This window comes from Virgibacillus sp. AGTR (genome assembly GCF_016919725.2).
GTDB lineage: Bacteria > Bacillota > Bacilli > Bacillales > Amphibacillaceae > Virgibacillus > Virgibacillus salarius.
The window spans coordinates 15,464-30,607 of the sequence record NZ_JAJERH010000052.1; the positions used below are offsets into that span (position 1 = coordinate 15,464).

The 15,144-nt window shown below is 36.7% G+C and carries 13 protein-coding genes; 4 read left to right on the forward strand and 9 right to left on the reverse strand.

Going from position 1 to position 15,144, the window contains the following annotated elements:
* Window positions 1-20 precede the first annotated feature (20 nt).
* The 9 genes from galU to JUJ52_RS16395 all read right to left on the reverse strand — a co-directional run bounded on the left by galU (window position 21) and on the right by JUJ52_RS16395 (window position 11,945).
* The gene (gene galU, locus JUJ52_RS16355; protein WP_121604227.1) at window positions 21-899 is read right to left on the reverse strand and encodes a UTP--glucose-1-phosphate uridylyltransferase GalU; all 879 of its coding nucleotides are present in this window, start codon (window positions 897-899) and stop codon (window positions 21-23) included.
* Window positions 900-922: 23 nt separating this feature from the next.
* A complete protein-coding gene (locus tag JUJ52_RS16360) occupies window positions 923-2,749 on the reverse strand; it encodes a polysaccharide biosynthesis protein (protein ID WP_121604228.1) in 1,827 nt (608 codons plus the stop codon).
* 198 nt (window positions 2,750-2,947) lie between these two features.
* On the reverse strand, window positions 2,948-3,580 hold the full coding sequence (locus JUJ52_RS16365; protein WP_226983594.1) for a CpsD/CapB family tyrosine-protein kinase: 633 nt from the start codon (window positions 3,578-3,580) through the stop codon (window positions 2,948-2,950).
* A gap of 16 nt (window positions 3,581-3,596) precedes the next feature.
* Window positions 3,597-4,319, reverse strand: coding sequence for a YveK family protein (locus tag JUJ52_RS16370; RefSeq protein WP_205389365.1), 723 nt, complete (start codon window positions 4,317-4,319; stop codon window positions 3,597-3,599).
* Window positions 4,320-5,074: 755 nt separating this feature from the next.
* On the reverse strand, window positions 5,075-6,361 hold the full coding sequence (locus JUJ52_RS16375; protein ID WP_026680459.1) for an adenylosuccinate synthase: 1,287 nt from the start codon (window positions 6,359-6,361) through the stop codon (window positions 5,075-5,077).
* Window positions 6,362-7,102: 741 nt separating this feature from the next.
* Window positions 7,103-8,470, reverse strand: a complete 1,368-nt coding sequence (dnaB, locus tag JUJ52_RS16380; RefSeq protein WP_026680458.1) for a replicative DNA helicase — start codon at window positions 8,468-8,470, stop codon at window positions 7,103-7,105.
* Between the two features lie 74 nt (window positions 8,471-8,544).
* Window positions 8,545-8,991: a 50S ribosomal protein L9 gene (gene rplI, locus JUJ52_RS16385; protein WP_026680457.1), complete on the reverse strand. Its 447-nt coding sequence runs from the start codon at window positions 8,989-8,991 to the stop codon at window positions 8,545-8,547.
* The gene (locus JUJ52_RS16390; protein WP_121604231.1) at window positions 8,988-10,958 is read right to left on the reverse strand and encodes a DHH family phosphoesterase; all 1,971 of its coding nucleotides are present in this window, start codon (window positions 10,956-10,958) and stop codon (window positions 8,988-8,990) included. The genes rplI and JUJ52_RS16390 overlap by 4 nt, the downstream gene beginning before the upstream one ends.
* 45 nt (window positions 10,959-11,003) lie before the next feature.
* Window positions 11,004-11,945 (reverse strand): YybS family protein, encoded by a 942-nt coding sequence (locus tag JUJ52_RS16395; protein WP_205389366.1) that lies wholly within the window; start codon window positions 11,943-11,945, stop codon window positions 11,004-11,006.
* Window positions 11,946-12,236: 291 nt separating this feature from the next.
* On the opposite strand from JUJ52_RS16395, the gene JUJ52_RS16400 reads away from it, so the two are divergent.
* The 4 genes from JUJ52_RS16400 (at window position 12,237) to JUJ52_RS16415 (ending at window position 14,967) form a co-directional block, all read left to right on the forward strand.
* Window positions 12,237-12,722 (forward strand): DUF1189 family protein, encoded by a 486-nt coding sequence (locus JUJ52_RS16400; protein ID WP_166530443.1) that lies wholly within the window; start codon window positions 12,237-12,239, stop codon window positions 12,720-12,722.
* 31 nt (window positions 12,723-12,753) lie between these two features.
* Window positions 12,754-13,542 carry a molybdate ABC transporter substrate-binding protein gene (modA, locus tag JUJ52_RS16405; RefSeq protein ID WP_026680453.1) on the forward strand — a complete coding sequence of 263 codons (789 nt, stop codon included), beginning with the start codon at window positions 12,754-12,756 and terminating at the stop codon, window positions 13,540-13,542.
* A 21-nt stretch (window positions 13,543-13,563) separates the two neighbouring features.
* Window positions 13,564-14,238, forward strand: a complete 675-nt coding sequence (gene modB / locus JUJ52_RS16410; RefSeq protein ID WP_026680452.1) for a molybdate ABC transporter permease subunit — start codon at window positions 13,564-13,566, stop codon at window positions 14,236-14,238.
* A 105-nt stretch (window positions 14,239-14,343) separates the two neighbouring features.
* Window positions 14,344-14,967, forward strand: coding sequence for an ATP-binding cassette domain-containing protein (locus JUJ52_RS16415; RefSeq protein ID WP_205389722.1), 624 nt, complete (start codon window positions 14,344-14,346; stop codon window positions 14,965-14,967).
* The last annotated feature ends 177 nt before the right edge of the window (window positions 14,968-15,144 follow it).

Below are 15,144 nucleotides of genomic sequence, written 5' to 3' on the forward strand. Positions count from 1 at the left end.
TATTCACCTTTTCTTAAAGACTACCTAGTTAACTCTGTTTCTACTACGGTTGCAAGATAATCTAATAATGGCTTCCTTAAGTTCTCTCGCTGCAATCCAAAAGCAATAATTGTTTGCATAAACCCTAATTGGTCACCAACATCATAACGTTCACCAGCAAATGCATACGCATAAACAGATTCATATGCATTTAGCTTTGCTATGGCATCCGTTAATTGAATTTCCCCTCCTGTACCAGGTTCCTGTGACTTGAGAATTTCGAATATGGCTGGAGTTAAAATATACCTACCTAAAATAGCTAAGGTAGATGGAGCCTCTTGTTGCTTCGGTTTCTCAATTAGATCCTTGACTTGGTACAGATGATTCTCCATTAACTGTCCAGCTACAATCCCATACTTGGATACATCTTCTCGTTTTACATTCTGCACACCAATAACCGGTGACTGGCAATGATAAAATTGATTCAATAGTTGCTTTAAACACGGTGTTTCTGCTTTCACAATATCGTCTCCTAATAAAACAGCAAACGGTTCATTACCGATAAACTTACGTGCACACCAGATAGCATGCCCTAAACCTTTGGGTTCTTTTTGCCGTATATAATGAATATCCACGAGTGTTGAAGAACGTTGTACGGCATGTAGCAAGTTGTATTTCTGTTTATTCATAAGACTTTGCTCCAGCTCAAAGGAATGATCAAAATGATCCTCGATAGCCCGCTTTCCTTTCCCTGTTACAATAATGATATCCTCAATCCCTGAAGCAACTGCTTCTTCTACAATATATTGAATAGTAGGTTTATCAACAATTGGCAACATTTCCTTTGGCATCGCCTTTGTAGCAGGTAAAAATCTAGTACCTAGCCCAGCCGCAGGGATAATAGCTTTCCTAACCTTCATATTCTGTTTCCCCCACTTCATTTCTATATGGTGACTACCGATTCAGATTTATGGATTGTCTTACTATTTGCTATCTCTATTAATCGATTCTTTAAAGCGTGTGAATCTAAACTCGTATACGTTGTTAGAATATCTTGAATGCTCTCTATTTGGATCTCTGTCGTTTTCCCAATATAAATTTTTGGATAAATCTGTTGATCTACTATTTCCTGTTCAGTAAGTAGTTCCTCAAACAGCTTTTCCCCCGGCCTAGCTCCGGTATAGGTTATCTCTATATCATCAAGTGTAAAGCCCGAAAGCGTGATTAAATTTTTGGCAAGGTCAACGATTTTAATAGGCTCTCCCATATCTAGTACAAAAATTTCACCCCCATTAGCTAATGCACCAGCTTGGATAACTAGCCTTGAGGCTTCAGGAATTGTCATGAAATAACGAACCATATCTGGATGTGTTACGGTAACTGGTCCTCCTCTTTCGATTTGCTTTTTAAATAATGGTATAACGCTTCCGCGGCTACCTAATACATTTCCAAACCTAACAGCGACAAACTTTGTATCACTTTTTCTATCCATATCCTGAATAATCATTTCTGCCAGTTTTTTTGATGCACCCATGACACTAGTTGGATGAACAGCCTTATCTGTTGAAACCATTACAAAAGTCGTCACCTGATGTACGCTGGCAGCTATTGCTACATTCATGGTTCCTATCATATTATTTTTTACAGCTTCTTCTGGATTTTTTTCCATTAATGGTACATGTTTATGGGCTGCAGCATGATAAATAATATCTGGCTTGTGAGTTTTTATCACATCCATCATCTTATCCTTATCTTGAATATCTGCAATAATTGCTGTGATTTCAACTGCATCATTCTGCTTTTTTTCCTTTAACTCCATCTCAATGGTATAAATACTGTTCTCACCATGACCTAGCAGTATTAAATGACTTGGCTGAAATTCTATTAGTTGTCGTGATAATTCCGATCCTATCGATCCACCGGCCCCTGTTACAAGAACCCTCTTTCCTTGAATATTTTTGGAAATACTTTCGATATCTATATCTATCGGTTCTCTTCCCAAGAGATCCTCCACTTCGACATCACGAAATTGATTTACAGAAACTTTCCCCGTAATCAGATCCTCCAGTAAAGGTAAGATCTTTGTTTCTGCTTTAGTTTTAGCACATTCCTGAATAATGGGCTTTAGCTCCTTTTCAGGTAAAGAAGGAATAGCAATAATAATATTATCTACTTTACGTTCTTCAACAACATCGACAATCTCCCTTACGCCACCTATAACAGGAAGTCCTAAAATATCAAGATTTTTCTTTTTGCTATTATCATCAATAAAGCCAATTGGTAGCAATCTACATTCACTATTTTTTAATAATTGTCTTGCAACCATTGTTCCTGCTGATCCGGCACCAACTATCAAAGTTCTCACTTTTGTTGTTCGTCTATTTATAATAGAATCACGGTACAATCGCCAAACTAATCGTGAACCACCAATAAAAAACAAATGTAGCAGCCATGTTATCATTAAAAATTTAAGTCGTATTTCTTGTAATGCAATGAATTGAACAACACCTGTAACGAATGCAGCGTAAGTTACAATTTTTAAAAGTAGCAATAATTCATTTGTACTTGCATATTCCCATACTTTTTTATAAAGTTTATAAGATAATGAAAAGAAATAATGACTACATAAAATAGCAATCGTACTTATCCATAACAATGTGTTCTCGACATGAATAGGCTCCCCAACTAAAAAACTACTTATAAAAATGGCAGAAAGTACAATACAGGAATCAATGCAGATAAAAAATGATAACCTTTGTCGATATGTCACAAACTTCCCTCCCCTCATACAAACTTTCTTATGTAAATAGATTGGGCATCTAACCCATCCTCACACCACACTATCGACGACTAGCGTCTAAGGTTTGACAACCCACAGCATGACCGAGTGCCTACCTTGATAACGGCGAGTAGACATCACCATAAACCAGTTTTAATTCTTAATAACGAACAATTGGTTTAAAAAAATTTATTTGTATTTTTCATTGATAATAACTCCCATTACATTCGCTTTCGCCAATTCAAGCACTCTTTTAGCCTCGATAACGTCCTCTAAATCCGTCTTCCCTCTGCCTACAAGTAAAACCACACCATCACTATAATTTGCCAGTAACCTTGTTTCTGTATATTTTAAGATAGTTGGAGAATCAATTAGAATAACATCATATATCGTTTTGAACTCTTTCAATAATTCCTGCATCTTCGCACTTTCTACTATTTCAGCAGGGTTAAAAATACTCGAACCACTTGTAAGAATATCAAGCTCACCAATTCCCGTCTGATTAATAACAGAGCTCCATGTTAAATCTTTTGTAAGCAAATTCGTTAGCCCTAAGCTTTTTTCTTTTTTAAAAACACTCTGTACGGCTGGACTTCGTAAATTAGCATCAATCAACAGTACCTTTTCATTTTGTTTAGCCATCGTAACAGCTAGATTTGAAATAGCTGTTGATGTGCCTTCCCCGCTTCCTACCGATGTAAAGAGAAATATTCGATGATTTGGATTATTGGTTAAAAACTTCATATTGGATCGAATTGTTCTAAATTCATCCGCTATGATCGAATCAGGATAAGCATGTGTTATAAGATTTCCCTTCTTCATGTATTTACGCTTACTCTTACTTAATATCAGCTGTCTCACCCCTTACGTTTATTTCTCTTTGTCTTCTTCTTTTTACAAACTTTTTCTTATTCACGTTCGATATCGATCCAATTACCGGTACACCAAGAACCAATTCTAACTCACTTTCTTTTCGAATTGTTCCATCCAAGGAATCAAGTAAAAAAATTAATCCTAAACCAGTAATGGCACCAAATATAAATGAAATAATTACTATTTTATGCTGTCCACCATTTATAGCTTGATGATTTTCATCCGCAGAAGATAGTAATTGCACCTCTTTAAAATCTAAAATATCGGCAATTTCGCTTTTAAACGCTGTAGCTGTCGTATTGGCGATTTCAACAGCTTGAGCAGAGTCGCTGTCCCTAACAGAAATCTGTACCACTTGTGAATCTTCTATTCTCGCTACCTCAATTTGTTCGGCAAGCTCTTCAGATGTTTGTGATAGCTGTAATTCTTCTTTCACTTTATCCATAATTAATGGGTCGGTAATCATTACCATGAGTGTCTTCATATATTCACTATCCACGCCAATAATCACCCTTGTCGACGTTTGATAAATAGGGGTATTATTAAAACTGTTATATAGATAGCCAGCTGATGTAAAAAGAATGGTAATGGCAATAACTAGCCATGCTCTTTTTTTTAACAAATCAAATACTTCTTTTAAGTTAATATCCTTCTTCTTTTTTTGTATATTTATCGTTTCATTGTCCATGAAGGTACCTCCCCTATTATTTATGAATGCTTTACTTTCTTAATAACATCCCTATCATTCTTTATATAGAACAATTAAAGCAAAAAAATTACTATTTTAGCAGGAAGCAAGATATATTAGTAAACCGTCTAATAGTTATTTATAGTTTAGTTCTTTATAAAGAACAAGTCAACAATTAATTTTTTATCATCCTGTTTTTATATACATGAATTTACTACAAAAGCTCAATAGTCCAACCACAGTATATGTGCAAATAATGCACTTTAGAACAGATTATTTAAAAACAGCGAAGGACGCTATAACATATATGGATATTTCGATATGTTATGTTCCTATGTGAGATGATATTCAATACATTGATTCCATGATTGGAATGAAAAGGTACGACTCCTACGGAATAGCGTGGCCAAGTGAGACCCCGCAGAAGACAAGCGATGAGAAGGCTCACGGACCGCCCGTGGAAAGCGTCCGACTGTAGTGGAAATGAACAGTATTCTACTATTCAGCTTTTTCATATTTCAATATGACTAGCTAATTGCTGAAGTTGACTCAGTTTAGAATGGGAAAGGAATAATTTGTTTTTATGGACCTATAACTTCAACTCATCAAAACCTAGTTGAAAAGCTCATATAAACAAAAAAACGGGGTTGCCCCATTAAATTCATTTAGAATCGACTGTTGGGACAGTCCCGTTTTCTATAACGACGTAGATTAATTTTCACTACCAGACCAATTACCTTTTGGTACCTGTTAAATTAGCTATATACACTTCGTACAACATTGGTTTGCGAGCGATCCGGTCCAACAGAAAAAATGGATAATGGAATCTCCGTTAACTGAGAAACACGTTCTAAATAATGACGTGCATTCTCAGGGAGCTCGTGCAAGCTTTTCACATTTGTGATATCTTCTGTCCATCCAGGCATTTCCTCATAGACTGGTTCACATTCAGCAAGTGCCGCTAAACTTGCTGGAAATTCCTTAATAATTTCCCCTTTATAACGATAAGCTACACAAATCTTCAATGTTTCAATACCTGTTAGTACATCGATAGAATTTAAAGATAAATCTGTAATACCACTTACACGACGTGCATGACGAACAACAACACTATCAAACCAGCCAACACGACGCGGTCTCCCTGTTGTTGTCCCATATTCACGACCAACCTCACGAATCTGGTCACCAATCTCATCATGTAACTCCGTTGGAAACGGTCCATCACCTACACGCGTTGTGTATGCTTTGGAAACACCTACTACATGATCAATCTTTGTAGGCCCAACACCAGAACCAATGGTTACTCCTCCAGCAATTGGATTAGAAGATGTTACAAAAGGATAGGTTCCTTGATCAATATCAAGCATGACACCCTGCGCACCTTCGAATAATACTCTGCGTCCATCGTCTAAGGCATCATTTAATACAACAGATGTATCACATACATATTTAGCCATTTGTTGCCCATACTCATAATATTCTTCGAGAATATCCTCTACTTGAATAGGCTCTACCTCATAAACCTTCTCAAACAAACGATTCTTCTCTTTTAAATTTTGCTCTAATTTTGCACGAAACGTTTCTTTATCCATTAAGTCCGCAATGCGGATACCGCATCTCGCTGCTTTATCCATATATGCTGGACCAATTCCTTTTTTAGTCGTTCCAATTTTATTTTCGCCTTTTTCTTCTTCCTGCAAGATATCTAATTTTAAATGATATGGCAAGATGACGTGAGCACGATTACTTATCCGTAAATTATCTGTAGATACATTACGTTCGTGTAGATAAGCAATCTCCTCCACAAATGCCTTTGGATCGATTACCATACCATTACCCAATACACATGTTTTTTCATTAAAAAATATTCCAGATGGAATTAAATGTAATTTATACGTGATGTCATCAAATTTAATCGTATGCCCTGCATTGTTACCTCCTTGATATCGTGCAACAACCTCTGCATTTTGCGATAGGAAGTCCGTAATCTTTCCTTTCCCTTCATCGCCCCATTGTGTTCCAACTACTACTACTGATGACATGGTGCACCTCCACTGAATTAATATATATTATACGTTTTTCTTTAATCACAAAAGTAATTTTATCAGTATAAAATCAGATAGTCAATTCAAAACACGAACATTTATATAGAAATTAATGTAATTGTTCGGTAAAGTTGATTAAAAAGAATCAAAGCGCAAACACCCGTTTAAAAACGTAGCGGCTGGAGCACGTCAACGGAGATAAAAAATCACGGTGAGCTTGCGATCCGCTGATGACTTAGATTAGGACAATTTGTGAAGTCGCCTAGTTTCTAGACGAGGGCTCAACACGCCACTATTTATCCACACACGCTAATTTTATAATTTCTAAACATAAAAGAGGCTGGCACAAAACACAACTTCTTTACTCAAAATACGAATAATCATATTATCAATCTGAGTATCATCGCCACATCGTGAAAATATACGCGCTTTCCACGGGCACGGACTCCGCTAACTTGGTAAAGAAAAACACGTTACCTCGTGGATCTTCGGACAAACTGTAGACATAGTAACTTGATATTTTGCGAATAACTGGCTATGTGTTAAACCATTCTTAAAAGCCAACAATACTTCATATTTCCATTCTACTGAATATGATTTGTGAGTCATAAAAACTCCCCTTAATGTAGAAACAGATTTTTACTTTTTAATCTGTCTGCCTTAAGGGGAGCATATCATTTCAACTAATTATCGTTCGTTTTAATTGTCTCTTCATTCTTTTTTCTCACTCTCTCTAAATTAAACAGGGACTGGTGGTACATCACTTTCTTGATAACGATGATCTAAATCAACGAATTTATTGTATTCCTTAACAAAAGCTAATTCTACATTTCCTACTGGACCATTACGTTGTTTAGAAATAATGATTTCGATTATATTTTGTTTTTCCGATTCTGAATCATAATAATCATCACGGTATAAGAAACCGACGATATCCGCATCTTGCTCAATACTACCAGATTCACGTAAGTCCGACATCATTGGACGCTTATCCTGTCGTGATTCAACACCACGTGATAACTGTGAAAGGGCAATTAGTGGTACATTCAATTCCCGAGCTAAACCTTTTAAAGAACGAGATATTTCTGATACTTCCTGTTGTCTATTTTCCTTGGAATTTGCACTACCCTGAATAAGCTGCAAATAATCGATCAATATCATTCCAAGCCCATGCTCCTGCTTGAGACGACGACATTTAGAACGTATATCAGCAACACGTACTCCAGGTGTATCATCTATATAGATCCCAGCATTCGATAAGCTCCCCATTGCCATAGTTAGCTTACTCCAGTCATCAGCTTGCAACTGACCATTACGTAGTCGTTGTGCGTCAATATTTCCTTCTGCACAAAGCATACGTTGAACTAATTGATCTGCTCCCATCTCTAAACTAAAGATAGCTACATTTTCATCCGTATTAACGGCTACATTTTGAGCTACATTCAACGCAAATGCAGTTTTACCTACAGATGGGCGGGCAGCGACAATAATAAGATCATTACGCTGAAATCCAGAAGTAATCCGATCCAAATCTCGGAATCCAGTCGGTATCCCTGTCACATCAGCACTTTGATGATGAAGTTGTTCAATATTGTCATAAACATCAATTAGTACATCCTTGATGGCCTTAAATGCTCCAGAATTTTTCCTTCCAGAGACATCTAAAATACTCTTTTCTGCCTCATTAACAACATCTTCTACTTCATCTTGTCGTTCGAAACTAGAAGTAACAATGTCTGTTGCTGAACGTATTAGCCTTCTAAGTAATGCCTTTTCCTCTACAATTCGACAATAATAACCGATATTAGCTGCTGTAGGTACACTTTCCGCAACCTCTGATAAATACTGAACGCCACCAGCTTCTTCTAACTGCTGTGCATTATGCAAATAGGAAGTTACTGTGACAACATCAATCGGCTCCCCACGATCAGCAAGGGCAATCATGCTTGCAAATATCCGCTGATGACTAGCACGATAGAAATCTTCTGGTACCAGTATCTCTGAAGCAGCAGAAAACGCATCTGGATCAATGAAAACCGCACCAATAATGGATTGCTCAGCTTCTATATTATGTGGTGGAGTACGATCATTCCATGACTCATTCATTGATTGTTTTCCCCTCTCTGAAGATGTAAATCTAAGCGCAGGGCGCCTGTTTTACTAGATGTTTCTACAACGTATTATTTTTCTGCAACATGTACTTTGATTGAACCTGATACCTCTGGATGTAGCTTAACCGGAACAGTTGTATAACCTAATGCTCGGATAGGTTGGTCCAATTCTATTTTACGTTTATCAATTTTATACCCGTAGTCTTTCTTCAATGCTTCAGAAATTTGCTTGCTCGTTATAGAGCCAAATAACCTACCATTTTCCCCAGACTTAGCACTTAGTTCTACAGTTAAGTCCGCAAGCTTATCTTTTAGATCCATTGCTTCTTCCTTTTCTTCCTGTTCTAGCTGCTCATCTTTACGCTTCTTCGCTTCTAATGCTTTCATATTACCGTGCGTTGCTTCTTCAGCTAGGTTGTTCTTTAATAAGTAATTACGCGCATATCCATCAGATACATTTTTAACGTCGCCTTTTTTTCCTTTTCCCTTTACATCTTTAAGAAATATTACTTTCATTCTGATTCGCTCCCCTCATAATATTCATCTAAAATTTCTTTTAATAATCGCTCTGCTTCTACAATTGTCATATTATCTATTTGTGTGGCTGCATTCGTCAAATGGCCACCACCATTCATTTTTTCCATAATCACTTGAACATTGACGTCTCCTAAGGATCTAGCACTGATCCCTACCCTTCCATCCTTCCGCTCTGATATAACAAAGGAAGCTGTAATCCCACTCATTGTTAAAAGTATATCAGCTGCTTGAGCAATTAGTACAGGGCCATGAACTTGCCCTTCTTCTGCACTAGAAATAGCAATTTTATCTCGATATACTTTCGATCGCTCGATTAGTTTACTTCGTTCCACATATACATCAATATCTTCCTTCAAAAATTCCTGAACGAGTACTGTATCAGCCCCTTTTGCTCGAAGATATGATGCTGCATCAAAGGTTCGTGAACCTGTTCTTAGTGTAAAGCTTTTTGTGTCTACGATGATTCCTGCTAACAGCGCTGTTGCTTCAAGCATTCGTAGCTTTAATTTTTTGGGTTGATATTCTAATAACTCTGTCACTAACTCAGCTGTAGAGGATGCATAAGGCTCCATATATACTAACGTTGGATTTTCGATAAACTCTTCTCCACGTCTGTGGTGATCGATGACCACCTTATAATCCGTCTTCTGTAAAAGTGTTTCACTAGCTACCATTGATGGACGGTGTGTATCAACTACTACAACTAGACTTCTCGCACCGATAAGTGATTCTGCTTCCTCTGGATCTACAAAATGCTGCCATATCCTCTCTTCCTCACGAATCGCATTGACAAGGCGATATACACCTGTATCGATATCTTCTGGGTCAAATACGATATGTCCCTCTACATCGTTGGCAATTGCAATATTAAGGATTCCGATAGCAGCCCCTAATGCGTCCATATCAGGCGCTTTATGTCCCATAATAATGACATTGTCACTTGCCTTTATCAGTTCCTTTAAGGCGTGGGAGATCACACGAGCCCTAACTCGTGTACGTTTTTCCATTGGATTGGTTTTCCCACCATAGAAACGAACCTTTCCAGATTCATCTTTTATTGCAACTTGATCTCCACCTCGACCAAGTGCAAGATCAAGGCTGGATTGTGCTAACTCACCGAGCGTAGGTAAATCCACATACCCAACACCTACACCAATACTTAATGTTAACGGCGTATTTCTTTCACCAATTAACTCTCTCACTTCATCAAGTATCTCAAATTTCACTTTTTCAAGCTGAGCCAAAATCTCTTTTGTCCCAACAGCGATAAAGCGCTCTTGAGATGTTCGCTTCAAATATAGTCCATGATGTTTTGACCATTTGTTTAAAACAGAGGTAACTTGTGAATTCAAATGGCTTTTATTTGTATCATCCATGTTCTGGGTAATTTCCTCATAATTATCAAGGAAAATAAATAATATAACGGTTTGTTCATTACGGTAGAGGTTTTGTAATTCTGATTGCTCCGTTCGATCAAATAAATAAAGAAGTCTCTCTTCCTTCTTTACTGTTGTCTGAAATACATAACCCTGTAATTCAAACCAAATTTCATCCTTATTTTCTTTAATTTTTGGTATTAAATCCTCTGATAACGAATGCAGAGAATTCCCAACTAAACTGTCATCATCAAATTGATTCATATATGGATTTGCCCATTCAATTTTATAATCCTCACTAAACAAAATAATACCAAACGGCATTTCCAATAATGCTTCTTCTCCCACTTTTTTAATTCGGTGAGATAATGTTGTTATATATTGCTCCGCTTCATCTTGAAGCGTTTGCTCAGAACGGATACTATAATAAAGCGAAACAGCTAAAAGCACAGTCATGATTAGTCCTACTACCCACTGGAAATACCAGATAACACTAAGCAGAATTATAGACAGCACATAAATGACCCATACATGATTTCTCAGTGTTGGCTTCTTTTGTTTATCTGACATCACATTCAGCTCCTACTGTGCATTACCTTTATTTTCATAGATCTGCTAATCCTTCTCTGCTAACTTATCTCTTAACCCAAACCCTAAATCAAATATTCCTATAAAGCGAATAATAAATAACATCATAGGGAAAAGCACTCCGATCACCACACAAATTATTGGAAATGCTTTTGTTATCTTCTTATAGTTAGCATAGAAAAACAGAAATGAAAAACCTTGAATCGTAACGAGCATTTGTGTTAAAAGTAATAAGTTTTGGGTCGCCATATATTGCAAGCTTTCCGGGTCCGTAAAAATAAATGCAAATAACAAAGCAATTACATATACAAAGATGATTGAATTCGGAAATCGCAATTCACGAAATGGTGGAAACCGCAAGTCTTTCCGTTCTATTCGATTTAGAAATTTATAACTGAACCATTGACTGAGAAATGCCATTAAAATAGCAATTGTAGCTAAGAAAAATGGAAACAGAGTTACAAACGCATGGATCGTTTGTTGCATGATCTCATCAATTTCTTCCAACTGCGCTTCAGCAGTGAATTGTTCGATCACACCTGTTGACATCTCCATAGATTCGTTAAATATTTGCTCCATTGCATCTATTACATTTATCTGAAATACAAATTGTGTAAAAACAAATGCAAATAATAATCCGATGATAAACCCAAAAGTCCCCCTTGCCCATGTCTCATAAGCAGAGAGGTTTCGATAAATAGAGCTACCAATCATAATCCCGCCTAGCCCCATTAGAACTGTCATTGGTAACGTATAGATCGTTGTAGATAAGATCGTCATTACAATAGAAAAGGCAAACATGATTAGGGCTGGCTTCCAATCATACCTTGAACTATAAATAATAAATGGAATTGGCAATAAAAATATGGATACTATCGGTATAATTGGGACAAACAGGCTCACTAGCAATAATCCCATGAATACCAGTGTTAATAGCGCCCCGTCAGTTAGTTGTTTTGAATGATTCATTTTGCACCCCATCTTACTTTGGTTGTAACTACGTCATTATAATATGATAACATGTTTTCGTTGCAAATGGTTGTCGAAAAGCGTAGAAAAAATTATTTCCCGGGTAATAAATTACGGAATGAAGCCATAAAGGAGTACATATTTCTACAAGAATTGTAAGTAATTGTTATATTATCTCGCTTTCTTTCTTTTTTATGATAAATGTCATCCTTTTTTCAACTACTTAATAAGAAATTGTCCTTCGTTTCCTTTATAATAGTAAATGAAACTAATATGTAAGGATGACTTATATTGATTTTTCTAAATGCGTTTTTACATAGTATCAAATTACCTAGAAAGAAAGCAATCTTTCAGCTTAATCGTATAGGCATGGACATTACGATTATTTACATGTTTATTCTATTACTGCTTATATCTATTCCGTCTCTGATTGATCGAATCACAAATTCTAGTAGCCATAGCGCTGATCTTAGCTTTATCTTTTTGATTATTTACTTTTTCATTTTTTATTATTTGCCAATGGCTATTATCGTTTTTATATTACTTTCTGCTATAGCGTATATTGGTACTAACTTAGCGAAAATAATGGGTAGAAAACTAAAATTCTCGATCATTTGGAAAATGACTGCCTTTACTACGACGGTACCGTTTTTTCTTTACGCGTTAATAGCATTAACTACCCCAATTAGTGATCATTATTTATGGTTTTTTTGTGTTTATTCCCTTGTATTGCTAATTATGATTATATCTGTATATCCAAAACGCCGAACAAAATAGTCGAGCACAACTTATGACAAGGAGTTTTTAAATGAAATACCTCGTTCTGTTATTCTTTAGTTGTATTACGCTAACAGGTTGTTCCCTCTTTAATCAAGAGGAACCATTTCAAAAATCTACAGAAGCTAATAAACTCTTAGTTTCTGCCGCTGCAAGCTTAGCTGATGCTTTACCAGAGGTTATTACAGCTTTTGAAGAGGAATATCCTAACATTAATATAACCGTCAATTACGGAGGCTCTGGACAACTATCGAGACAAATTCAGCAAGGGGCTCCTGTCGACATATTTTTATCTGCAAATCAACAATGGATGGATACGCTTACAGAAGAGAAATTAATTGCTGAAGATACACGTACAGACGTTATCGGTAATCATTTGGTGTTAATTGGTAATAAGCAATCTTCACAGTCAATAGCTTCTCTTCAGCAGCTTTCCGACATGCAAATTGATCAAATTGCAATCGGAAATCCTGAGAGTGTGCCTGCTGGTATTTATGCCAAAACAGCATTGCAAAATAGTGGTGTTTGGCAGTCGTTAGAGGAGCAATTTGTGTATGCAAAAGATGTACGTCAAGCACTTACTTATGTAGAATCAGGTAATACAGAGCTTGGTTTTGTCTATGCATCTGATGCTGCTATTTCAAATGATATACGAATAATAACAGAAGTCGATGAGACGCTATATCCAGCTATTGTGTACCCTGCTGGCGTTACTTCATATAGTACAAACCGTCATGATGCAGAGACCTTTATCCATTTCTTGAAACAAGATAAGGCTGCGGCTATTTTCAAGTCCTATGGCTTCCGTAACATCCATTAATGTGCAAAGGTTGAAGTAGATATGGATTATACACCATTAATTTTATCAATTAAAATTGCTGGCATCGCAACTTGTATAGTATTTTTGCTTGGTGTAAGTTGTGCGCGATTAATTTCGCGAAATCAATTTCCAGGAAAACGGCTATTAGAAGCATTGTTTCTACTCCCACTTGTTCTTCCGCCGACTGTAGTTGGTTTTGGGCTTCTATTCATCTTCGGTAAAAACGGCCCAATTGGTCGTCTTTTACTCCAGTGGTTTGATTATCAGATTGTCTTTACTTGGGTTGGTGCAGTAATAGCTGCTGTGGTTGTATCATTTCCCTTGATGTACCAAAGTGCTGCTGCTGCATTTCTAAAATATGAGAAAAATCTTGAACACGCAGCACTTACAATGGGAGCATCTAAATGGAAAGTATTTTGGACAATTTCCTTCCCCTTAGCATGGCCAGGTTTGGTGGCAGGTTTTGTGCTTTCCTTTGCAAGGGCTCTTGGGGAATTTGGGGCTACTTTAATGGTCGCTGGTTATATACCTAATCAAACAAACACCATTCCTTTAACCATTTACTTTGCTGTAGAATCCGGAAATATGCAAACTGCTCTATTTTGGGTTATAGGTATTGTTATTGTCGGCTTTACTGCAATCCTTTGGCTTAATTGGTGGAGTGGTAGAAATATATTGAAGCTTACCAAAGAATAAGATACATCCAGACCTAGTCTATAAACGAATGTGACAATAAGAACGTTAGAATAATAGATTTGTCGCGTTTATAGCTTGATTTTTGATAAAGGAGCGAATTGTTCGATGCTTTCCGTTACGATCGAAAAAAGACGAAATCATTTTATATTAAATACGGCATTCGATATTCATAATGAAATCGTTGTCCTATTCGGACCCTCAGGGGCAGGTAAAACAACGATCTTAAATTGCATAGCTGGGCTAACTCATCCCGATAAAGGCAAAATCAGCCTTGGAGAGCGAACTTTATATCAGAATAAGCAGCAAAAGCCCGTTCCTATTCATAAACGTAGAATCGGCTATTTATTTCAGGACTATGCATTGTTTCCCCATATGTCAGTTGAAAAGAACATTCGTTATGGGATGAAAGATCCATTACTTGTTGAACAATTAATAGATATAACTCGGATACGCCCATTACTCCAGCAATATCCACAACAAATATCAGGAGGGGAAAAACAACGTGTAGCATTAGTTAGAGCACTTGCTACCAAGCCGGAAGCTCTGTTATTAGATGAGCCATTTTCCGCTTTAGACGAGAAAACGCGTGCGGATTGCCAAAATGAATTAAAACGTCTTCATGATTATTGGAAAATACCTGTTATTTTAGTTACACATGATAAACAGGAAGCCGACATCCTGGGAGATCGAATCCTACATATAAAAGATGGGTCCTTGCATTCCCCTTAGATTACTTTATAAAAGCAACTAATACATGTATGAAACAAATGTGCTTTAATTAAACAAAACTAGAAAAAATGATTCGTGCAACGAAGTGACTCCGGAAATATACTTCGCTTTCCACGATTGACTAGAGCTATGTATTTAAGATCTCATTTAGATTGGCTTGTAGCTAATTTCTTCTTT

Coding starts and splice junctions, on each gene's coding strand:
- galU (WP_121604227.1), bottom strand. CDS start 899: ATGAAGGTTAGGAAAGCTATTATCCCTGCGGCTGGGCTAGGTACTAGA.
- JUJ52_RS16365 (WP_226983594.1), bottom strand. CDS start 3,580: ATGAAGAAGGGAAATCTTATAACACATGCTTATCCTGATTCGATCATA.
- JUJ52_RS16370 (WP_205389365.1), bottom strand. CDS start 4,319: ATGGACAATGAAACGATAAATATACAAAAAAAGAAGAAGGATATTAAC.
- JUJ52_RS16375 (WP_026680459.1), bottom strand. CDS start 6,361: ATGTCATCAGTAGTAGTAGTTGGAACACAATGGGGCGATGAAGGGAAA.
- dnaB (WP_026680458.1), bottom strand. CDS start 8,470: ATGAATGAGTCATGGAATGATCGTACTCCACCACATAATATAGAAGCT.
- rplI (WP_026680457.1), bottom strand. CDS start 8,991: ATGAAAGTAATATTTCTTAAAGATGTAAAGGGAAAAGGAAAAAAAGGC.
- JUJ52_RS16390 (WP_121604231.1), bottom strand. CDS start 10,958: ATGTCAGATAAACAAAAGAAGCCAACACTGAGAAATCATGTATGGGTC.
- JUJ52_RS16395 (WP_205389366.1), bottom strand. CDS start 11,945: ATGAATCATTCAAAACAACTAACTGACGGGGCGCTATTAACACTGGTA.
- modA (WP_026680453.1), top strand. CDS start 12,754: ATGAAATACCTCGTTCTGTTATTCTTTAGTTGTATTACGCTAACAGGT.
- modB (WP_026680452.1), top strand. CDS start 13,564: ATGGATTATACACCATTAATTTTATCAATTAAAATTGCTGGCATCGCA.
- JUJ52_RS16415 (WP_205389722.1), top strand. CDS start 14,344: ATGCTTTCCGTTACGATCGAAAAAAGACGAAATCATTTTATATTAAAT.